Raw genomic sequence first — 21,178 nt, forward strand, 5'->3', positions numbered from 1 at the left:
GCAAACCGGGTATTAGTTTATCGAGCAATAAAAGTAATGTGACGATGAAAAAACACAGGCGACTTTTGTGCAACAAGCGTACACTAATGTTAAAAAAGCACGATGGATTTTACGAGATAACAAAAATGGTCGCCCGGGGGCGGCCATTTCTTAGTAATAATAATACGGTCAATTTATTGGTAGCCTGGATTTTGATATCCAACTTTTGAAGCCGCATCCATTTGATCTATTTGTCCCTGGGGAATTGGACGCAAATACAAATACTTTGGAAGAGTTCTCTGAACTGTTGTTGGTGCAGCACCAGCCGTGGCTGATATTCTGTACGAACCAGCATATTCCTCCCATTTTTGAGTACGTGCAAGATCATGCCAACGGTAACCTTCACCAAAATATTCACGAGACCGCTCGTCCAGGATGTAATTGATATCAATAACTGTAGGTGTGGCGTTAGTTAAAGCTGCAGAATTATCTTCAACTCTTGCAACATTTTCAGCAACATCGAACTTCCACTTGCCTGCGCGAGCCCGGATAACATTAATTAATTCTCGTGCACTCTGACCAGGTCGAACGGTGGCACCTTTAACAGCAGCCTCAGCTGCAACAAAATAAAACTCCGAAAACTTCAAAATATTAAATGGACGAGAGCTTGCAATCTTATCGTCATTGTAATCGGTTGATTTGCGGTACGCTCCAAGTTTCCAAAGTCCCGGATAGATATTTCTTGAAATTTTGTCCAGAGGTACAACATAGTCAGCCCTACCCGCCAAAAACCCAGCTTCTGTATTATCATTAAAAACAGTGGATGTGGAATAATTTATTCCACCTGGATCTGAGGGTAAAAATGAAAGTACTTTTCCATTTTTTGATATAGGTAGAAAATTAGCACCATAGAGCGTTTGCTCGGTGCGAGCTGTATTTAAATGCCATGTGCCCCGGTAAACAGTAGTAAAAGTACCATTAAATCGAGAATCCTGTGTTTTATCTGAGAAAGTCTTTGTAAATACGTCTATTGGTGGGGTCATACGCATCCAGGGTCTTGAATACGACTGCCCTGCTTGAACTGTTCTAAACATCGCATCTACTGGAGACCATGTTGTGGGATTACTACTAGCTTTAATGTTTTGGAAATACCAGGTGGTCATCCATCCCGCCTGGTTTTGTCCATTTCCACCGTCCCATCCCGTAATATTACTCTCACTATATTGTGCATTTGCTTCAGTATGATCCGCCCAGAGCATAATCTCCTTGTTACGATCGTTCTGCGCCAAATTAACATCGTAATAAGTAGCTTGAAGGGCGTAAGGACCTGGGGAATTTATACCTTCAACGGCAGTGTCATAAGCCTTTTGGAAATACCAAGCTGCATCATGGCCATCAGGGTCAGTCCTTCCCACTTCGGGATATGTTGGGATGCTGTTAGGATTTTGCAACCACCATCCATAAGTAAGATAGGCTTTAGCTAAAGTTAATCTTGCTACATTTTTAGTAATCGCGCCAGTTACTCTCGGGTTATCCGGTAAATCTGCAACTGCTTTAATGAGATCAGGAAAAACACCTAAAGTATACACTTCGGGCACTGTGTTTCGTTTTGAACTAATTGTTGGTGTCGTATTATATTCTAATATACCCCCTCCCAGATCCAGAGGAACTCCCCCAAATGTCTGCACGAGAAGAAAATAACTAAAAGACCTGAAAAAACGTGCCTCGGCTAATAGGGATACAGGCATATTGGCCTCAGTTCCATTAGCTATAATTCCACTTGAAGAATTTATATTCGCATAGGCTGTATTCCATAATACATCCCAGCGGCTGTTTTGGGCATCAGGTATACCAAGACCGGATAGATCAGCAGCTCTGAAGTTTCCGTCTGCCTGCGATCCATATGTATATTCATCTGTACCTGTTTCAGTAGCATTGTAGTAATAGGGCTGTCCGTAAAGGCGGCGTAAACCTGAATATAGGCCTGTTAAACCTCCTTTTACTCCAGCCTCTGTTTTGAAGAAACCTGGTTCAAAACGGTCGCGAGGAGTCTCATCTAGAATTTTATCGCAACTGGCTGTTAATACGAGGCCAGTAAGTGCTAAAATTTTATATATCCTTTGCATGATAATCAATATTAAAAGGTGAAGTTAAGTCCAAGTAAATAATTACGTGTTGATGGTACGTTGGAACCTACTACCGGTAGGCGTTGTACAATCTGAGTGTTAACTGCTTGGTTTTGATTCGCATACGAATTCGGCTCTGGGTCCATGCCGGATTCCTTATAATAAGGGGAGAACAAAATGAACGGATTCTGTGCAGTTACGTAAGCACGGGCATTATTTATGCCAGCAGCACGCATCCACTTTCCACTAAAGTTATAACCTAAAGAGATAGTCCTTATTTTTAAATAAGAAGCATCAAAATAGGCCATTGTGCTCATGTATTTGGGATTATCGCCTGCTGTTATACCTCCCGGACGAGGATATTTTGCCCCGGTATTTTCAGGCGTCCAATAGTCAACTACTGCATTATTGTGGCGGCCATTCAAAAGATTTAAATAGCTTGAACTCCCATAAAATGTAGAAATTAGTTTGCCTCCCCCTTTGAATGCAGCAACCAAATTTAAGTCAAAGCCTTTGTAGGCCAAACGCGTGTTAAATCCTCCCTGGAAGTCTGGATCGTATTTAATTATCTGTCTGTCAGCAGCCCCTATCTGTCTAACAGGAACGCCATTTGCGTCATAATCCCCCGTATATTTCACCTTAATCATACCAACATTCCCACCGGGTTCAAGAACATTAAGGTAAGGATCTCCAGCTTGCCACAAACCTGTTCTTTCATAATCGAAGATGACATTGATCGGCTGTCCAACAAACCACCAGTTACCCTCATTTCTGTCAGCACCAGATGAAAGCGCTACTAACTTATTCCTGTTTGTGTAGATATTGAATCCGGCTTCCCATTTTAAACCTTTAGGGTTATCTATTATAGTTCCGTTAAGTGAAAGCTCAAATCCTTTATTTTCGGTTTCACCTATGTTATCAGTATAACCAGGAACACCTGCTGTTGACGGCAGATTTAAATACAGGAGAATATCTGTAGTATGCTGCTTGTAATACTCCATTGTTCCATTTAGCCTTCCTTTAAACAGACCGAAATCCAGACCGAAATTCCAGGTATTTGTAAACTCCCAACCTAGTCTTGGACTCGGAAGTTGATCAATTATATAACCATTTTCATAACTATCGGCACCTGCATCCCCAAAATTATAGTATCTGACACCTAGTCTTCCTAGCGTTGTATAGGGTAGAACTGCTTGATTTGAGGTTACCCCGTATCCAGCCCGAAGCTTTAAAGAACTTAAGGCAGTGAAATCCTGCATGAATGCTTCCTGACCAATGTTCCAACCAGCAGAAACAGCTGGATAAGTGTGCCACTTATGCCCAGGAGCAAGCCTTGATGAACCATCCGACCTAAGAGCTGCCGAAAGCATGTAGCGATTGTCAAAATTATACATAACGCGTCCCATGTAGGATAGTAATCCCCAAACCTGTCTCCCTTGATTATCCGGGTTGATAGTGATATTACCAAGAGCCTGACCGAGGTTGTAATACTGGAAGTGCTCAGCAGCAAGATCTGCTACCGAAATATCTGAGCGATTGAAAGTATTCTCCTGAGCAGAATAAAGACCTACAACATTAAGTTGATGCTTTCCAAACGTTTTATCGTAAGTTAAAAGGTTTTCAACGGTCCAGTCAGTCATCAGGGAGTTATTTATGCCGGCTCCCGATAATTCATTTGGATTAGTAGAGCTCGTTACCCCAACTCCAGTAAAAAACCCGCCCGCTGTGGTGCGGATATTCAATCCAAGATTTACACGTGCTTTCAGTCCCTCAATCCCAGGAATGCGCATTTCTCCATATAAGTTATTATATGAACCAAATCCTTTTGACTCGCTTAACCATCTATCCTCAACCTCCTCAATCGATTCCTTTGTCCAAACGCGGTAAGGATCAATAGAAGCAAAAGTTGCCCTTTTTAAATTACCATTTTGATCATAAGGTGATGCAAGCGGAGAAGCACCTAACGCGTCGCCTATACCAACCTGATTACCCTGTGTTATCCCATAACTATTATTGGATGTAAGCCCAAACTTTAAATACTTGCCGGCCTCCTGGTCCATTGCTGCACGAAGGGAATACCGTTTAAAATTGTTTGTTGGAAGCACTGATTCGTCCAGATAATAGCCTGCGCCAATAGAAAAGTTTCCTTTTTCTGATCCATTAGAAAAATTAACATCCTGGCTCATAGTCTTACCATCACGATATAATAAGTCCTGCCAGTTGGTACTGGCATTGTCTGCTTCATCAGCAGATGGGCTGAACTTTCCTCCTCTGCCCAATTCATCTACCGTTCTGGCTGCCTCTGCTCTCAATTTTGCAAATTGAGGTCCGTCCATCATCGGAAATTGAGAAAGAACGCTTTTAATTCCATAGAATGAGTTGTATGAAACGCGCGCTGCTTGTCCTTTCTGTCCCCGAAACGAAGTCACCAATATAACTCCATTCGCTCCCCTCGATCCATAAATTGCAGTGGCTGATGCATCCTTAAGAATATCGATACTTTTGATGTTATTGGGGTCAATATCATTAATAGAACCGGAAAATGGAATACCATCCAATACAACAAGAGGATCGTCTTGGCCATTTCCTGGATTGGTACTTAGTGACCGGGTTCCCCTGATGCGAATCTGCATTCCTGCACCAGGACGGCTGGATGTTTGGGTCATTTCTACCCCAGGTAACCGTCCTTGCAATGACTGGGTAATATTAGTTGCGGGAACTTCTCTTAAAGTTTCTCCGCCCACTGATGAAACAGAACCTGTTACAGCTTCCCTTCTTTGAGTACCATACCCAATAACAACCACTTCCTGTAAGCTACGGGAATCAGGTGCAAGTTTTATTGTTATGGATGTTTGGGAGCCAATACGCACTTCTTTATTTGTGTATCCTACAAATGAAACCACTAATATGGTTTCATTTGCCGCAAGGGTGATACTAAATTTTCCGTTGACATCAGTTGTCGCTCCTGCGGCGCCCGACTTTGCCTTCACCGCCGCGCCTGGCAGGGGTTGACTATTTTCGTCTACAACCGTACCTGTTATTCGCTTGGTTTGAGCATAGGTTGCAGAGGAAATTGAAATAAATAGTAAGAATAGAAGAAATCCTCCCCTATTACAATTTAATATTAGTCTTTTCATTAGTACTAATTGAAAGTTTAAGGATTTGATTAGGATAATTGATGCATGAATAGAATAAACAGCAAGGGCGGTCCCTGCCTCTGATAAAGTCTTTCATAATAATTTTTCATGGTAAACTATTCAAAATGTTAATAGGACCATTTCGAATAGCTTTTTCTTAATTGATTAACGAGGGTAAAACTAGGTGCTGATCAATAATCAGTAGGGGAATTTTGGCTAAATTGATAGCACAAATGTTTGATGTGATTATGGCGTCGGTTAAATAGCGATAACGATGACCTTATACATTAGGTACTGGCAAGCGGGTTTATGAAATTCTTATTTCATCACCCATGATGATCTTGTTGCATATCCTTATTCCGTTCATCATCTAAAGCCCTGTTTAAATGGAGTGCAGCACTTATAAGGCCTAGATGAGTGAAAGCTTGAGGAAAGTTTCCAAGGTGTTGCCCCTGTAACCCTAGCATTTCTGAATAAAGGCCTAAGTGATTTGCATAGCCTAACATCTTCTCAAAATACAGACGTGCCTTTGTAATTTCGCCGGCTAATGCTAAGTTCTCCACATACCAGAAAGTACACATAGAAAAGGTACCTTCTCCTCCAGATAAGCCATCCAGCCGTTCGTTGGGTCGGTATCGGTAAACCAGAAAGTCGGAGACCAGTTCTTGCTCAATGCGACTCAAGGTAGACAACCATTGAGGATCCCTGGGAGCAATAAAACGGATCATGGGCATCAGCAAGGTTGCTGCATCAACAGTTTTTGCTCCTTTATACTGCACAAAGGCTTTTAAATCTTCATTCCAAAACTCCATGTGTATGGAGTTGAAAATTCTATCACGTTCACTTATCCAATTTTGATTTAGAGGGTAAGAATGCTTTTGAGCAATTCTAATTCCTCTGTCCAACGCAACCCAACACATTACTCGCGAGTACAGAAATTCTTTCTTACCTCCCCTAACTTCCCAAATTCCTTCATCACTCCGGTGCCAGTTATCACAAACCCAATCAACATGCCTGGAAAGATCTTTCCAGAACCCGTAAGAAATTGGCTCCACCTCTTTATCATACAAATAAACAGAATCAATCAACTCGCCATAAATATCCAATTGAATTTGCGTATGAGCTCCGTTTCCTATCCTGACCGGAGAAGACCTTTTATAACCTTCAAGGTGTGGCAGAGCTTCCTCCGGAAGATCCTTATCTCCATTTAACTTGTACATTAGATTGAGGAACTCATTACTCTTGGAAATATCCTGACACCGTTTTTCAATCCAGTTTATAAAAGCCCTTGCCTCCTTCCGGTAACCTAACTTTAAAAATGTATAAATAGTAAATGAAGCGTCTCTTATCCATAAATAGCGATAGTCCCAGTTACGTTCCCCGCCGATCTCCTCGGGAAGCCCAAAAGTGGGTGAGGCTACCATAGATCCGTATTTAAATGAAGTCATAAGCTTAAGGCATAAAGCAGAACGATTAACAACCTCCATCCACCGGCCTTTGTACTTTGACTTGTCAATCCAGTCTTTCCAATACTTTATGGTAGCATAAAGACTCTCCGTTATGAAATCCTCCATTCCTTGGGCCAGAATATTTTTTCCATCAACTAATTCGAATAGAAAGTCTGCCTTTTCACCTTTTTTTAATTTGAAGCTACACTTAGCGTCCCCATCCTTTATTTCCAAAGGGACTGTACTTTTCAGCCTAACAGAAATTTCATTTTCTCCCTCTGCTTTGAATAAGATTTCATTTTCACTAATTAGTTCTGCATCATGAGCTATTCGTCCATAATCAAACCGGGGGCAACATTCAAGATCGAATTCGTACTCCCCCTGAATGCAGGTTACTCTCCTGATTAACTCTTTCCCTCCATACAATTCTTCTACAGGCATAAAGTCAGTTAACTCCGCAACCCCTTTATTTGATAAAAATCTGGTAAGTAACACGTTGGTATCGGGAAGATAAAGCTGTTTGTACTTCAGCTCGTCGGATTTAGGACTGATCTTAAAGCTACCTCCCTTGTTTGCGTCTAATAGAGCAGCGAAAATAGTAGGAGAATCAAAATCCGGGAAACACATAAAATCAACAGAGCCATTTAAATTTACAAGGGCAACTGTATTTAGATCTCCTATAATTCCGTAATTCTCTATTGGTTGATAAGTCATACAAATTAATATGCTAATCGAGTAACCCGATTTAGGTTACTTAGTTTGACTTTCAAGGATATGATGTGCTAATGGAGCTTCCCCTTCTATTTTGTTATATTTGAGGAAATTACAAGCATCTGCCGTTTATGGAAAACAGCCAGAGCTACTATTTACAGGCAAAAAGGATTCTATTTAGAGTTGTTTTTTATAAAATCGCTTATAATTCTGCTAACTGGATGATGAATATCAAGTACTTCCTGAAAATACTCTTTCTGTTCTATGGATGTAAATGAATCCAGGAACTTATAGGCTTCTACTCCTAAAGATTTGAATGCAAGAGGTTCCTCCTCGAAAAATCTAAAGGGAACAGGCCCAAAATAAAGTTTAATGATACTATGATGCCCCTGGTACTTTTTAATCTCTTCATATTGGTGTTGTACCTGCGCTTTCGCTCCTTCTGCTAAAAGCAGAATATTACCTCGTGCATTAATAACAATTCCGGTTATGCCATTCGCCTTCCGCACCTCCCTCCTTTTAGCCAGGTCTTTCTCTATCTGTTCAGGTGTGATCTCTTTTACCGTTGTGCTTAACAGCACGACGCTCCATAGTTCATTCTCACTTTCCATAAAAACAACGCTTATATTATAGATCGATCAGTTAAATTAAAATCCGATACTTTTCTTTTGGCAAAAATAAATAGAACATATTCCCGCTCCTAAAATTATTACCTCAGCCCCAATTCATGCGAGTTTTGCTTCCTTATAAGCTTAATGTTTAGATTGAGGTTTTAATTCGACTATTTTTACGACAGAGGTAAAATGATGTTACATTCCAGAACAAATCAAATTTAAAACTATTCGGAAGTTTTCAGAGCAACACGCTTCATTTTTTTAAGCATGGCTAATTCAATAGATCAAACGCAACAAAAGTCTGTTTTTCCTTATTGGACTACTTTCTTATAAACAACTGAAGGTGCATCAAAAGCATCAATCCATATCGTTAACTGATCGCTTTCTATTTTGATAAAGGTTCTTGGCATATCGTATTCATCATTAAAGACTATTCTATCGAGTTTTTTATGATAGAGTATACTGTTCTCCTGAACAATACTATAAGAGCCGCTCTCTACCAACTGCCCCTTCTCATACCTTTCGTAGCTTTTCTTTGCAATTCTCAACAAATTTCCACTTCCCGCCCCGGCCTTAGTGGCTTTCCCTGTCATTCCATCAACAGAAATGCTAAGCTCCCATTGTCCTATCAAAGCATTTACAATAGGAGCCTCCTTCTTACAGCTGCTGAAAAAAAGGCTGAAAACCATGCAGAAGTAGAAATAATAGTATTTAGTCATGTTGAGTCAATTTTACACCTAACATTACGCATGAACCTCCCAAGTTGTAACACCTTATTTTATGCATCTTAAAATATACTTTAATTCACCTCAACGATTTACAAATACTATTTTTGCCGGCTCACGCTAAAAATCATGAGCAAAAGAAATTCAACACGAATCAACAATCACATAAGAATTTGTTCAGGCAACCGAAAAACAGCAAACTTTTAGGAGAAATCAAGTAAATGATAGAACTTTTTACAGATGGTGCATCAAGTGGAAACCCTGGCCCAGGGGGATATGGAACAATTTTAAGATCAGGGCCTCACTACAAAGAGTTATCCGCCGGGTATAGAAAAACCACCAATAACAGGATGGAATTACTAGCTGTTATTGCAGGCCTTGAAGCTATTAAAAAACCAGGACAAGATGTATTAATCTATTCTGACTCTAAATACGTTGTAGATGCGGTAGAAAAAAAATGGGTTTTCGGATGGCTGAATAAGGGGTTCGCAGGCAAAAAGAATAAAGATCTTTGGCTCCGGTTTCTACAAGTTTACAAACAGCACAATGTCAAGTTCCAGTGGATTAAAGGGCATGCAGGACATCCCGAAAATGAGCGCTGCGACCGTTTAGCAGTCGCAGCATCTCAACAAAAAGATAAATTAATGATTGACTCGGTGTTCGAGGCGGAGAATTGAGGACAGGATTGACTTAGTCAATCCCTCCAACTACTCCAAGTTTATTTAATTCCTTTTCTGTAGTATCAGCTAGAAGGCTAACTTCCTTTTTTTCTATGGTTAGAGATCCGGTGATATCTATAACTTTTTTAGGTGCAATTTCAGGAGAAAAATCCATCATCATTTCTTCGGCCTTTCTAACCATCTCTTCTGATCCAATAAAAATTGCAGAACGTTGGTGCAATGATTCCACATTCAACTCAAGGATTCTTTCGAAACCAGTTGTTGCCCTTCCTCCCGCCTGTTCAATGATGAAAGCCATAGGATTACATTCGTATACCAATCTCAATTTCCCATTTGGGGCACTGGATGTAGTTGGATAAATAAATATTCCGCCTTTTAACAAATTGCGGTGTAAATCTGCCACCATAGATCCAATGTACCTCGATACATAGGGTCTGTTTGTATTTTTATCTTCGACCTGGCAATATTTTAGGTAACGTTTTACACCTGAAGGAAAATGGACATAATTTCCTTCATTGATGGAATAGATGTTACCAGTCTTAGGGATTCTCATGTTAGGGTGAGACAAACAAAATTCGCCTATTGAAGGATCTAAAGTAAAACCATTTACACCTACTCCTGTGGTATAAACTAGCATTGTTGATGCTCCATAAACCACATATCCTGCAGCTACCTGTTCTGTTCCGTTCTGCAATGCATCTTCAATTGTAGCCCTTCCTTCAACTGACTTCCGTCGGTAAATAGAAAATATTGTACCGATAGAAACGTTTACATCGATATTTGATGAACCGTCAAGGGGGTCAATAGCTACTATGTATTTTGCATTTTTAGAAACTTCAGATTCTATATACACTGGGTCGTCATTCTCTTCTGAAATAATAATACAACATTCACCTCCACAGGTCAAAGCTGAGATGAACTGTTCATTTGCATAAACGTCTAATTTTTTCTGCGCTTCTCCATGAGAATTTGTTGTTCCCACTTCGCCGAGAATATTAACAAGACCTGCCTTATTTACTTCACGATTCACGATCTTGGCGGCAATTCCAATATCTCTTAATAGGCGCGACAATTCTCCCTTTGCATAAGGAAAATCTTTTTGTTTTTCAATGATAAATTGACCTAGTGTTTTTACTGCTGACATAGTACTTAGTGTATTTTTTACATTATCTAATCCCCAATTCTATCACCTCTAAGGTATGGATTTTTTCTCCAGAAATGCAGAATTTCAATAAAGAACGCATTTTATGCCATCCTTGTTTGCCTGCCGCTCCAGGATTTAAGTGTAAAGTGCCAATTTTTTTATCAAAGATCACTTTGAGGATATGAGAGTGTCCGGCAATAAAAATCTTCGGTGGATCCTTATAGATTTCCGCCTTGACTTTTGGACTGTATTTGTCGGGATAACCTCCAATATGAGTCATCCAGACATCTACATCCTCGCACTTAAATCTTAAATGTTCAGGATAAACTAATCGAATATCCTTTCCATCTATATTTCCATATACCCCTTTTAGTGGCTTAAATGCAGCAAGCTTATCAGCGACTTCAAGCGTTCCAAAATCGCCGGCATGCCATATTTCGTCGCACTCGTCAAAATATTTATATACTTTATCGTCGAGATACCCATGAGTATCTGAGATTAATCCGATAGTAGTCATTAATATTGGTTACGTAAGATGGTAGACGTGCAGCTAATATAACAGAAACTTAGAAAATTGTGAAAAAATCTTTTAAACTTTTAACAAATTCTTCAGAATATTCCTTCTGTGTTGAATAAATTACAAAATCCTTTTGCTCTTTTGTTTTCATGTTCCTCGAAATTGTTATAATTTGACGGTGGACTTCAGAAAAATCAAAAGAACGAATATTTATAACCTCTGTAATATAAAGGTCTCTTGGATCCAGCAATTCTTCTACATAAAGTACAGTTGGTAAAGGTAGTATCAAAGTACAAACGCCCCGATCGCTCAGATGAAGGAAAATAAAGTTTATCAGCTCGGTAAAGAAATTGTGATCAGAGTGCCTTGCTGTTTGTTTCTTCTCGTCCCTATTCCTGAGTGAATTGATAAAAAAAGGTGGATTACTAACAATAAGATCAAACTTCTTACCCGGAAGATCGGTAGATAGTTGTTGAAATGAACCCGGGTGCAGATGCAAGCGGTTTCCAAACGGAGAGTTACAGAAGTTTTGCAGAGCCCTCCGGGCAGCGTGATGTTCTATCTCAACGGCGTGAACTTCAGACGTAGGGAAACGCTGAGCCAGCATAAGAGCAATAACACCAGTCCCGGTTCCAATATCCAATATACTGACGGGACTAGCACTTGCAGATAGGGCGCCAAGAAGAGTACCATCTGTATTAATCTTCATTGCGCAGTCATTTTGATCTACCTCAAATCGTTTAAATCGGAAGACCTTATTTTTCGTAGAGCTCAAGTGGAAGATTATCAGGATCAGCGAAAAAAGTGAAACGTTTGCCTGTAATTTCATCAACCCTTACAGGTTCTACATCTACTCCATATCCAGTTAACGTTTTAATCGCCTGGTCGATATCATCAGTAGCGAAAGCTAAATGACGAAGTCCCTGAGCTTCAGGACGAGACGGACGTAGAGGTGTATTCGGAAATGAAAAAAGCTCAATTTGAGCCTTTCCGATTTGTAAATCAAGCTTATATGAATCCCTTTCTGTTCGATAAACCTCTGAGATGATGTTTAAGCCCAGAATTTCTGTATAGAACTTTTTTGATACCTCATAATCAGAGCAGATTATGGCCACGTGATGGACGTCTGATATATTCAACATCTGGCAAAAATAACGTAGTTATCCAACTTATGCACGAATTTTATCTGCTGATTCTATCAGCGACTTCTTTAATATCTCTACATTTATAGGTTTTGTAATATAATCATTCATTCCAGCGCTGATGCAAGCTTCCCGGTCCTCCGTCATAGCATTTGCCGTCATCGCTATAATCATTGGCTGATGCTTATGATTTTGCCTGATGTACCTGGTCGCTTCCAGACCGTCCATAACAGGCATTAGCATGTCCATCAACACCACATCGTATGAACGGTCAAGTAACATATCTACTGCCTCCTGACCATTATTTGCAAGCCCGGGTTCATATCCTAGCTTGGTAAGAATCCGCATTGCAAGCTTTTGATTTATAATATTATCTTCCACAAGCAGAATATTGAGAGGAAAACTCTCTGCGAAATCATCAGATAAAGCAACCGCCTTTTTTTCCTCCTGTTTCTGGGGTTGTTTTTGTTGCTTAAGCTCTGCCTGCACCAACTTAAACAAGGGCTGTTGTTTTACTGGTTTCGTAAGTACAGAATTAAACAAGTGGGGATATTTTGATCGTGATTCATCACCAATAGAACTTAAGAGAATGATAGGTACATCTGGTGCTTTTTTCTTAATTGCTTCCGCAAGCTGTACACCATCCATTTCTGGCATCTGCATGTCGCTAATTATCAGTTGAAAATCTACCCCGCAATTTAATATTTCAAGGGCTCGAGCACCTGATTCAGCAAGAGTAACATCAAGCTTCCATAGCTCAAGTTGAGATTTTAATATAGAGAGATTTGTTTTGTTATCGTCTACAACCAGAACCTTCTTCCCTTCATTCTCCGCAGCATTTAAAGTAACATAATGTTTTAACGCCTGGTTACCGGGCCGGGTTTGGATTGTGAAACTAAAGACAGAACCCAGCCCCTTAGTGCTTTCAACCCTAATATCACCTCCCATCAACCTAACCAGTCGCTCGCAAATAGCTAAACCTAGTCCAGTACCACCATATTTGCGGGTTGTGGATGAATCAACCTGAGAAAATGCCTGAAAAAGACGCGGTAACTTATCTTCCGGGATACCAATTCCTGAGTCTTTTACATCAAACTGAAGCTCGATATCATCACTATCTACATTTAGGACGCTTACTTTTACAAAAACTTCCCCTTGATGAGTGAATTTCAATGCATTACCTACAAGATTGATCAGAACTTGTCTAAGCCTCAGGCTATCTCCAATAATCTGAGAAGGTGCTTTATTATCTATCTGATAGATTAGATCCAGACTCTGTTCGGCAGCTTTAGTAGCAAAAAGATCCATTACGTGCTCCACGCATTGATAAAGATTGAACTCATGATTTTCGAGTTCCATGTTCCCTGACTCAATTTTAGAAAAATCGAGAATATCATTTATTACGGCCAAAAGAGCATCTCCACTGTTTTGTATAACGCTTACATACTCAGACTGCTCAGCATTCAGACTGGTCTCAGACAATAGCGAAGCCATTCCAATAACTCCGTTCATAGGGGTCCGGATCTCATGACTCATAGTGGCAAGGAAAGTACTTTTTGCCTGATTTGCTTTCTCAGCCTTCTCTCTTTCTTCCTGCAGAGCCAAATTGAAATTCTTCAACTGCTCTGTTTGCTGCTGCAGCTCTCTCGATTGCTTAACAACTTCATTAGTCCTTTCCTGAACCTGCTTCTCGAGTTCTGCTTTCTGCCGATTCATTTTGTTTACACGATAGAAATAGAATATGATCGCTCCACCGACAATAATTATTAAACTAATCGATATAAACCACCACGTTCGCCAGAATGGAGGAACTATTATTACTTTTATTGAAGCCCCTTCCTCATTCCAAACTCCATCATTGTTTGTCGCCTTTACTTTAAAAGCATACTCTCCAGGTGGAATATTAGTATAAGCAGCGTTTCTTGAAGCTCCGGCATTGATCCAATCTTTATCAAAGCCCTCCAGCTTGTAAGCATACTGGTTTTCCTTAGTTCGGGAGAAATTAAGAGCCACGAAATCAAAAGAAAACTCTGACTGATCATAGTTTAGTTTGATCTCCTTTGCTTCATTTATTACTTCTTTTAAAGGAGCATCATTCCCCGGAATCACAGATCTACTCCCAGTCTTAAAATCCGTAATAAATACAGTGGGCTGCTTTTGGTTTATTTTTAACTTACCAGGATGAAAGATGTTGAAACCATTTAGTCCCGCAAAAATAAATTCACCGCTTCTAAGCTTGTAGTAAGCTCTAGACAATAACTCATTATCATCATACCCGTTATTAAGGTTATAGTTTCTGAAGCTTCGTTTTCTGGTATCAAATTCGGATAGACCAGTATTAGTACTTAGCCATAACGCCCCCTTCCTGTCTTCCAGGATACCGTTAATGAAATTATTAGCCAAGCCATCTTTCTCAGTGAAACGCCTGAAAGAATTATCAGTTAGCAAAAGATTCAGACCAGCCTGAGTACCGATCCAGATATTTCCACGACTATCTTCAAGAATGTTTGAGACAAAATTATCACTGATGCTTGCTGGGTTATTACTATCATGCAAGAACTCTTTAAAAATCTGCTTTTCTATATTTATTTTAGTTAAACCTTGAAGATTTGAACCCAACCACAAATTATCCTTTCGGTCTATATAGAAACAGGTAATCCCCAAATAAGGAATATTTCTACCCTTCCAATAAATCCTATGAAACAGATTGTCATTCTTGTTGAACTTCATCACGCCACTGCTAAAAGAAGCAATGTAGAGTTCTCCTTTAGAATTCTCACGAATAAACCAGACGTCACGGATATTGAAGGTCTTTTTAGACTGATCGTCTACACCCTGGTATATCCTAAAAATATTTTTCTCGAGATCCACCTTCACCGGACCTTGTTCGAATGTCCCCAACCAGAATTCGTCCCCACTAAACAGCATGGATGTTACTGTACCCAAAGTCACACCTGTTCGGTCAACAAAAAAATGCTTGAAATCTTTTCGTGAAGGGTTGAAAACATCAAATCCCTTCCGCAGGCCCAGAAAGATGTTTCCTTCCTTATTTTGAGTAACGCTAAAAACTTCTCTTCCGCCTAAACCAGAGGGTTTTCCAGGGTTGTAGCTATATCGGGGAAACTTTGAATGCTCTGCCTCCTTTACTGATAAACCAGCGATGCTCCCTACCCAAATATTATCAGTTTTGTCAACATAAATGGTGTTTAGTCCATTATCAAGCAATGAATTTTCATCAAATGGATCGTTAGTATAATTTATGAAAGTATTGTTCTTTTTATTAAGAACGCTTACTCCCATATTGGTAGCTACCCAAAGCCTCCCATCTTTAGGCTGGCAGATTTTAGGAACATAATCTCCCAAAATGCTATTAGAGTTAAATTCACTGTGCTTGTAATGGTCGAAGGTTCTCGTCTTCTTTAAGAAATGATTAAGCCCGCCAAAAGCAGTCCCAATCCAAATCTCACCTTCCCTGTCTACAAAAATGGTTCTTATAGCATCAACGCTAAGACTTTGGGCACTTTGGGAGTGAATGTAAGAAGTAAAACTGGTTCTACGGCTATCTATTACAGTGATTCCATGTTCGGTACCCACCCATAAATTCCCTGCTTTATCTTCATTAAGAGCACGGATAACATGGCTTACCAAACCCTTTTTACCTGATCCTGGTTCAAAAACAACTTTAAACTTCTTTGTCTTCCTGTCAAAAACATTCAAACCAGCATCCTCAGTTCCAACGTAGAAGACACCTTTATGGTCCTCGAAAAAGCAAGTAACCCTGTTTGAGCTTAAACTCTCAGAATCCTTCGCGTCATGTTTATACACCGAAAATTTATCCTGCTTCGCATCAAAAACATTAACACCTCCGTTATCCGTACCTACATACATAACCCCTTGTCTGTCTATGAACGTGGTAATAATATTACTTCCGCTTAAACTACCCTTTACCTTTGAATTGCTCCTGTAAATCTTAAAATGGTAACCATCATATTTATTCAGGCCATCTCCTGTCCCTATCCAGATGAATCCCTTGGGATCGCGAATAACATTTCTAATGAAACTTTGCGAGAGTCCGTCACGACTTGTCTTCCTTGTAAATTTAGTTGTGTTCTGAGCAAATAGCTGAAATGTAAAGCAAAGCATTAACACAAGTAAAAAAGTAGAAAGATTCTTATATCTAATCATCAGCAGAATTCAAGTAATCCCGTTATACGCGATCAACCAACCAAATGTTCGAAAACCTGATGCTAGATTTTAGAAAAAAGAAATAAACGTATAACTATCCTTTCTTTAGTTTTTCAAAGAACGATGATCTTAGTTTTTCCAACTTCGGTTCAATAATATTACAGCAGTAAGGAGCTTCAGGATTCTTCAAATAATAATTATGATGCTTATCTTCCGCCTTATAGAAAGCTTTAAAGGCTGCAATTTCTGTATAGACCTTTTTCCCTCGCAGTTCTTCTATTTCCTCTTTTACCTTCTCTGCAACCTGTCTTTGTTCTTCGTTATAATATAATATGATAGAACGGTACTGTGTATAATTTCCATCCTCTGGATTAAGCAATGTGGAATCATGGATGGAGAAAAAGATCTTAAGAAGCTCTTCATAAGAAATAATCGTAGGATCAAACTTAATCCTTATCATTTCAGCGTGTCCGGTTAATCCACTTGATACCTCTTTATAACTAGGATTAAAGCCTTTTCCTCCACTATAGCCAGGCTCTACCGATACAACACCTTCTAATTGGTCAATTAGCGCTTCTGTACACCAAAAGCACCCGCCTCCCAAAACTGCAAGTTGCATTTTATCGTCGATTCTGGTAATACTTACAGAATTAACACAGTACCTAAGTCCCGAAGGCTCTGGTCCATCCGGGAATACATGACCAAGATGAGCGTCACAAACATTACACATTATCTCAATCCTTTTCATACCATGACTCATATCCAGTTCATACTTTATGGCAGATCTGTGAACAGGCTGAGTAAAGCTGGGCCATCCCGATAAAGAATTGTACTTGTCCGTTGAATCAAAGAGCTGGGACTGGCAACAAACACAGGAGTATTGGCCAGGCTCATAGTTCCGGCAATACATACCTGAGTATGGTTTTTCCGTTTCCTTTTGTCGGGTTACCCGAAATTGTTCGTCGGAGAGAAGAATTCTCCACTCGTCCTCTGATTTCTCGACTCTCTTCACCGGCTCGGGATTACCATATTTTGAGTATTTAATTGCATCAATCCAGCGAAGCATAATTGTAAAATTAGTATTTCAACCTCTATTTTTATTTCATAATCTCAGTACAGAAGAAACATATCTACCTCCCTGATCAATGTATCAATTTGAACAGAAACCTCCTCTTCCAAACTAAAGCGAAGCGCTTCAAACAGCTTGTAATCTTCTTTATTTAACCCTTTCATATTACTTTGCGCCAGAGCTAAAATGGCATTAAAAGAAGAATGTAGCAAAAGCACAGCGGCTTTCACATCACTAACAACGCTATCATGACAGAGATTAACACAACCAATACTGGCAGATAAGCATTCCTTTAATAAAGAAGCCACTTTAAAAGGCGACTTAGTAGCATAAATAAGTGCTTTATACTTCGACTTTCCTGCAGGGTCCCCCCTACTGCCCGTTTTCATAAAGCGATACTGATCATATAAATCAAGATCCCGATCAGCCGCCCTGACTAAACGCTTTTTAATTTTTTTAAGTACTGCAATCTTTTCTTTCAGTAGCGCCTTAACATCTTGATCTTCATTTTTCTTTGCAGATACCTCAAGAGGCATTATCAATAAAGTCATAGCAAGACCAGCAATTGTAGTCACAACGCAACCTCCTGTAATCGCAGGTGAGCTCTTAGTTGTGGCATCAGAGAATTGCTTTAGCGCCATTTTCCATACGCTACCATTTATCTGTAGATTTTTTGAGCCAGTCATCCTCTTGTTTAATGACTTCTTCTCCTTCAACAATTACGCCTGTTATCCTGTTGTGATAAAAAAACATAGAATGATTGAAATTTCAGGAATAACACATTCTGATAAACCACGTGTAGTAGTGATCGGAGGAGGTTTTGGAGGCCTTGAGCTTGTAAAGTCTCTGGCCCACGCACCTGTGCAGGTTGTTTTACTGGATAAACATAATTACCATACATTCCAGCCTCTTCTTTACCAGGTGGCAACTTCCGGTTTAGATTCTGCCAATATCATACATCCTTTCCGAAAGGTCCTGGAAGGCCAGAAGAACTTTTATTTTCGGTTGACCGAAGTCTTGTCTATTGATCCTGATACACAAGAAGTTCTTACTAAAATCGGCCATCTTCATTATGATTACCTCGTTATTGCTACAGGTGCTGCCACCAACTACTTTGGAGACGAAGTAATGGAGAAAAACGCAATTGCTATAAAAAGCATTGACGACGCTTTGGAACTTCGAAACACCATTCTTTGTAACCTGGAAAATGCGTTACAAGCTGAAGACGAAGAAAAACTGAATACTTTGATGGATTTTGTTATTGTAGGTGGAGGCCCGACCGGGGTTGAACTTGCGGGCGCATTAAGTGAGTTAAGGAAACACGTATTCCCAAAAGATTATAGAGAACTTAACATCAAACAAATGGACATTAACCTGATACAAAGTGGAGATCAATTGCTTAAGGGAATGTCAGCCGGAGCATCTAAAAAATCGTTAGAGTACCTTGAGCGCTATGGGGTAAAAGTTTGGCTAAATAGAAGGGTAAAGTCTTACGATGGAACTACGGTAACTCTCGATTCAGGGGAACAAATAAAAACATATACACTAATCTGGTCTGCAGGAGTTGTCGGAGCACCGGTAAATGGCTTGAAACCTGAGGCAATTTTGAAAGGCGGAAGAATAGCTGTAGACGACTTTAACAGGGTCAAAGGCTATAACAACATATTCGCAATTGGAGACGTGGCAGCAATGCTATCCAAAGAAAATCCATTTGGCCATCCAATGGTAGCTCAACCTGCAATGCAACAGGGACAGCTTTTAGGAAAAAATCTCATCCGACTACTCAAGAATGAAAATTTAAAAGCGTTTAAATATAATGACAAAGGTTCTATGGCAACCATTGGCCGAAATCATGCAGTAGCTGATCTAAAACTATTTGGGAAAGAACTTAATACTCAGGGCTTCTTTGCCTGGCTTATCTGGATGTTCATTCACCTTATTTCCATTATAAGTTTTAGAAGCCGTCTTATTGTTCTACTTCAATGGATGTTCAGTTATTTCAGTTACGACAAGGGAGTGAGATTAATTCTTGGGAAGAAGAAAGATCACGGTGGCTTTTCTAGTGAAAAATAGATCCAGGGTAAAAAAAAACGAGTCATATAAAAATCAAACGAGCTCCGGTAGGGTATCAAACAGAATGATAAAAATCAGGTTATTAACCTACACAAAACGAACGAGAGATATCTAACTATGATAGAAACAGAAGAACAAAGAAGGGAAGCGAACGAATTTTACAGAGAAGCTTTAGAATTTCTTCACGAAAGCGGATCTAATTTTATGTTGGGCGGAGCTTTCGCACTATTTAAATATACAGGATTATACCGGGACACAAAAGACCTGGATGTATTTTGCAAACCTAGTGAGTATCCCAAAATCATGAAGCACTTTGCCTCTAAAGGCTATACCACAGAACTTACCGATGTCCGTTGGTTGGCGAAGGTTTTCAAAGGGGAATATTTTATAGATATAATATTTGATACAGTTAACAACATTTGCACTGTTGACGATACATGGTATGAACATGCAACAGAAGGAGAGTTTGCAGGAGTACCAGTAAAATTCTTACCAGCAGAAGAACTGATCTGGTGCAAAATATATGTTCAAAACCGCGAGCGATTTGACGGTGCAGACATCAACCATGTATTGCTTAAACATGGAAAGAACCTGGATTGGAAGAGGCTTCTTTTCCGCCTAGATCAGCACTGGCACTTGTTGCTGGCTCAACTACTTATGTTCCAGTTTGTATACCCTGCAGATTACCATGACATTGTGCCTAAATGGTTGTTTGACGAGTTGATGGAAAGGGCCAAAGAGCAATACGACTTACCGCCAGCACTTGAAAAAGTATGCCGGGGACCAGTAATTGATCAAACGCAATATCAAGTGGATATCAAGGAATGGAATTATAAAGTTAGTACGATTAAAACTACCTGATATGGAAGAATCAACAAAAGTCCGTATTGCTGCTGTGGGAGACATCCATGTGCGCGAAACGGACAAAGGCCGATGGACAGAGTATTTTAAAAAAGTATCAACCTTAGCCGATGTATTGATAATTGCTGGCGACCTAACCGATACGGGAGATGAAGGCGAAGCCCAGGTGCTGGCAGAGGAATTGAAAGCCTGCACGATACCCGTTCTTGGGGTTTTGGGCAATCATGATTATGAGAAGGGTCGTCATAAACTTATAAGACAAATACTGCAAACAAATGGTATGCATATACTTGACGGGGAAGCTTTAGTGGTTAAAGGGGTAGGATTTGCAGGGGTTAAGGGTTTTGGAGGCGGATTTGGAAAACATATGTTATCGATGTTTGGAGAGGGGGCTATGAAAGCTTTTGTTCAGGAAGCTGTAGACGAAGCTTTACACCTGGACAGGGCGCTTGCCAGATTGGATCAGGAACACGAGCATATCAAAAAAATAGCTATTATTCACTATGCTCCTATTCAGGCAACCGTAGAGGGTGAACCGGAACAGATTTTTCCCTTTTTAGGTTCTTCACGATTAGCTGAACCACTGGGCAGGAGAAATGTAGTTGCAGCTTTTCATGGGCATGCACATGTAGGCACGCTCCAGGGAGAGGTAGATGGTGTTAAGGTATTTAATGTAGCTAAACCAATTTTACACAAGGCAGGCTACGATGACGGTTTTTATATCTTCGAGGTATAATTTTCTTATTGTAAAGGCGTAGCTTTTCTAT

16 protein-coding genes are annotated in these 21,178 nt (G+C 39.9%); 4 read left to right on the plus strand and 12 right to left on the minus strand.

What is annotated here, in order from left to right; translation table 11 throughout:
* Positions 1-173: 173 nt before the first annotated feature.
* From J4N24_RS12310 to J4N24_RS12330, 5 genes are all read right to left on the minus strand, one after another.
* Positions 174-2,105, minus strand: coding sequence for a RagB/SusD family nutrient uptake outer membrane protein (locus J4N24_RS12310; RefSeq protein WP_207533990.1), 1,932 nt, complete (start codon positions 2,103-2,105; stop codon positions 174-176).
* An 11-nt stretch (positions 2,106-2,116) separates the two neighbouring features.
* The gene (locus J4N24_RS12315) at positions 2,117-5,242 is read right to left on the minus strand and encodes a SusC/RagA family TonB-linked outer membrane protein (RefSeq protein WP_207533991.1); all 3,126 of its coding nucleotides are present in this window, start codon (positions 5,240-5,242) and stop codon (positions 2,117-2,119) included.
* A gap of 326 nt (positions 5,243-5,568) precedes the next feature.
* Positions 5,569-7,404 (minus strand): glycoside hydrolase family 15 protein, encoded by a 1,836-nt coding sequence (locus J4N24_RS12320; protein WP_207533992.1) that lies wholly within the window; start codon positions 7,402-7,404, stop codon positions 5,569-5,571.
* A 170-nt stretch (positions 7,405-7,574) separates the two neighbouring features.
* Positions 7,575-8,012, minus strand: coding sequence for a BLUF domain-containing protein (locus tag J4N24_RS12325; protein WP_207533993.1), 438 nt, complete (start codon positions 8,010-8,012; stop codon positions 7,575-7,577).
* Between the two features lie 314 nt (positions 8,013-8,326).
* Positions 8,327-8,734 (minus strand): hypothetical protein, encoded by a 408-nt coding sequence (locus J4N24_RS12330; protein WP_207533994.1) that lies wholly within the window; start codon positions 8,732-8,734, stop codon positions 8,327-8,329.
* 227 nt (positions 8,735-8,961) lie between these two features.
* On the opposite strand from J4N24_RS12330, the gene rnhA reads away from it, so the two are divergent.
* Positions 8,962-9,417 carry a ribonuclease HI gene (gene rnhA, locus J4N24_RS12335; protein ID WP_207533995.1) on the plus strand — a complete coding sequence of 152 codons (456 nt, stop codon included), beginning with the start codon at positions 8,962-8,964 and terminating at the stop codon, positions 9,415-9,417.
* Positions 9,418-9,430: 13 nt separating this feature from the next.
* Here rnhA and fbp read toward each other — a convergent pair whose 3' ends face one another.
* From fbp to J4N24_RS12370, 7 genes are all read right to left on the minus strand, one after another.
* On the minus strand, positions 9,431-10,564 hold the full coding sequence (gene fbp / locus J4N24_RS12340; protein WP_207533996.1) for a class 1 fructose-bisphosphatase: 1,134 nt from the start codon (positions 10,562-10,564) through the stop codon (positions 9,431-9,433).
* A 22-nt stretch (positions 10,565-10,586) separates the two neighbouring features.
* The gene (locus tag J4N24_RS12345) at positions 10,587-11,081 is read right to left on the minus strand and encodes a metallophosphoesterase family protein (protein WP_207533997.1); all 495 of its coding nucleotides are present in this window, start codon (positions 11,079-11,081) and stop codon (positions 10,587-10,589) included.
* 49 nt (positions 11,082-11,130) lie between these two features.
* On the minus strand, positions 11,131-11,790 hold the full coding sequence (locus J4N24_RS12350) for a tRNA1(Val) (adenine(37)-N6)-methyltransferase (protein ID WP_207533998.1): 660 nt from the start codon (positions 11,788-11,790) through the stop codon (positions 11,131-11,133).
* Positions 11,791-11,836: 46 nt separating this feature from the next.
* A complete protein-coding gene (gene gloA2 / locus J4N24_RS12355) occupies positions 11,837-12,223 on the minus strand; it encodes an SMU1112c/YaeR family gloxylase I-like metalloprotein (RefSeq protein ID WP_207533999.1) in 387 nt (128 codons plus the stop codon).
* Between the two features lie 27 nt (positions 12,224-12,250).
* The gene (locus J4N24_RS12360; protein WP_207534000.1) at positions 12,251-16,408 is read right to left on the minus strand and encodes a hybrid sensor histidine kinase/response regulator; all 4,158 of its coding nucleotides are present in this window, start codon (positions 16,406-16,408) and stop codon (positions 12,251-12,253) included.
* 94 nt (positions 16,409-16,502) lie between these two features.
* Positions 16,503-17,474, minus strand: coding sequence for a peptide-methionine (R)-S-oxide reductase MsrB (gene msrB / locus J4N24_RS12365; protein ID WP_207534001.1), 972 nt, complete (start codon positions 17,472-17,474; stop codon positions 16,503-16,505).
* A gap of 44 nt (positions 17,475-17,518) precedes the next feature.
* Positions 17,519-18,163 (minus strand): cyclodeaminase/cyclohydrolase family protein, encoded by a 645-nt coding sequence (locus J4N24_RS12370; protein ID WP_207534002.1) that lies wholly within the window; start codon positions 18,161-18,163, stop codon positions 17,519-17,521.
* 70 nt (positions 18,164-18,233) lie between these two features.
* Between J4N24_RS12370 and J4N24_RS12375 the strand changes: the two genes are divergently transcribed.
* From J4N24_RS12375 to J4N24_RS12385, 3 genes are all read left to right on the plus strand, one after another.
* On the plus strand, positions 18,234-19,550 hold the full coding sequence (locus J4N24_RS12375) for an NAD(P)/FAD-dependent oxidoreductase (protein WP_207534003.1): 1,317 nt from the start codon (positions 18,234-18,236) through the stop codon (positions 19,548-19,550).
* Between the two features lie 117 nt (positions 19,551-19,667).
* The gene (locus J4N24_RS12380; protein WP_207534004.1) at positions 19,668-20,411 is read left to right on the plus strand and encodes a nucleotidyltransferase; all 744 of its coding nucleotides are present in this window, start codon (positions 19,668-19,670) and stop codon (positions 20,409-20,411) included.
* Position 20,412: 1 nt separating this feature from the next.
* Positions 20,413-21,147: a metallophosphoesterase family protein gene (locus J4N24_RS12385; protein WP_207534005.1), complete on the plus strand. Its 735-nt coding sequence runs from the start codon at positions 20,413-20,415 to the stop codon at positions 21,145-21,147.
* Positions 21,148-21,178 lie beyond the last annotated feature (31 nt).

Origin of the sequence: Desertivirga arenae (assembly GCF_017355785.1) — a bacterium.
Classification (GTDB): Bacteria; Bacteroidota; Bacteroidia; order Sphingobacteriales; family Sphingobacteriaceae; genus Desertivirga; species Desertivirga arenae.

What these genes read in the sequence shown, in the direction of transcription:
- msrB (WP_207534001.1), bottom strand. Translation starts at nt 17,474, where the DNA reads ATGCTTCGCTGGATTGATGCAATTAAATACTCAAAATATGGTAATCCC.
- J4N24_RS12320 (WP_207533992.1), bottom strand. Translation starts at nt 7,404, where the DNA reads ATGACTTATCAACCAATAGAGAATTACGGAATTATAGGAGATCTAAAT.
- gloA2 (WP_207533999.1), bottom strand. Translation starts at nt 12,223, where the DNA reads ATGTTGAATATATCAGACGTCCATCACGTGGCCATAATCTGCTCTGAT.
- rnhA (WP_207533995.1), top strand. Translation starts at nt 8,962, where the DNA reads ATGATAGAACTTTTTACAGATGGTGCATCAAGTGGAAACCCTGGCCCA.
- J4N24_RS12385 (WP_207534005.1), top strand. Translation starts at nt 20,413, where the DNA reads ATGGAAGAATCAACAAAAGTCCGTATTGCTGCTGTGGGAGACATCCAT.
- J4N24_RS12350 (WP_207533998.1), bottom strand. Translation starts at nt 11,790, where the DNA reads ATGAAGATTAATACAGATGGTACTCTTCTTGGCGCCCTATCTGCAAGT.
- fbp (WP_207533996.1), bottom strand. Translation starts at nt 10,564, where the DNA reads ATGTCAGCAGTAAAAACACTAGGTCAATTTATCATTGAAAAACAAAAA.
- J4N24_RS12375 (WP_207534003.1), top strand. Translation starts at nt 18,234, where the DNA reads ATGATTGAAATTTCAGGAATAACACATTCTGATAAACCACGTGTAGTA.
- J4N24_RS12380 (WP_207534004.1), top strand. Translation starts at nt 19,668, where the DNA reads ATGATAGAAACAGAAGAACAAAGAAGGGAAGCGAACGAATTTTACAGA.
- J4N24_RS12360 (WP_207534000.1), bottom strand. Translation starts at nt 16,408, where the DNA reads ATGATTAGATATAAGAATCTTTCTACTTTTTTACTTGTGTTAATGCTT.
- J4N24_RS12345 (WP_207533997.1), bottom strand. Translation starts at nt 11,081, where the DNA reads ATGACTACTATCGGATTAATCTCAGATACTCATGGGTATCTCGACGAT.
- J4N24_RS12310 (WP_207533990.1), bottom strand. Translation starts at nt 2,105, where the DNA reads ATGCAAAGGATATATAAAATTTTAGCACTTACTGGCCTCGTATTAACA.
- J4N24_RS12315 (WP_207533991.1), bottom strand. Translation starts at nt 5,242, where the DNA reads ATGAAAAGACTAATATTAAATTGTAATAGGGGAGGATTTCTTCTATTC.
- J4N24_RS12330 (WP_207533994.1), bottom strand. Translation starts at nt 8,734, where the DNA reads ATGACTAAATACTATTATTTCTACTTCTGCATGGTTTTCAGCCTTTTT.
- J4N24_RS12370 (WP_207534002.1), bottom strand. Translation starts at nt 18,163, where the DNA reads ATGACTGGCTCAAAAAATCTACAGATAAATGGTAGCGTATGGAAAATG.
- J4N24_RS12325 (WP_207533993.1), bottom strand. Translation starts at nt 8,012, where the DNA reads ATGGAAAGTGAGAATGAACTATGGAGCGTCGTGCTGTTAAGCACAACG.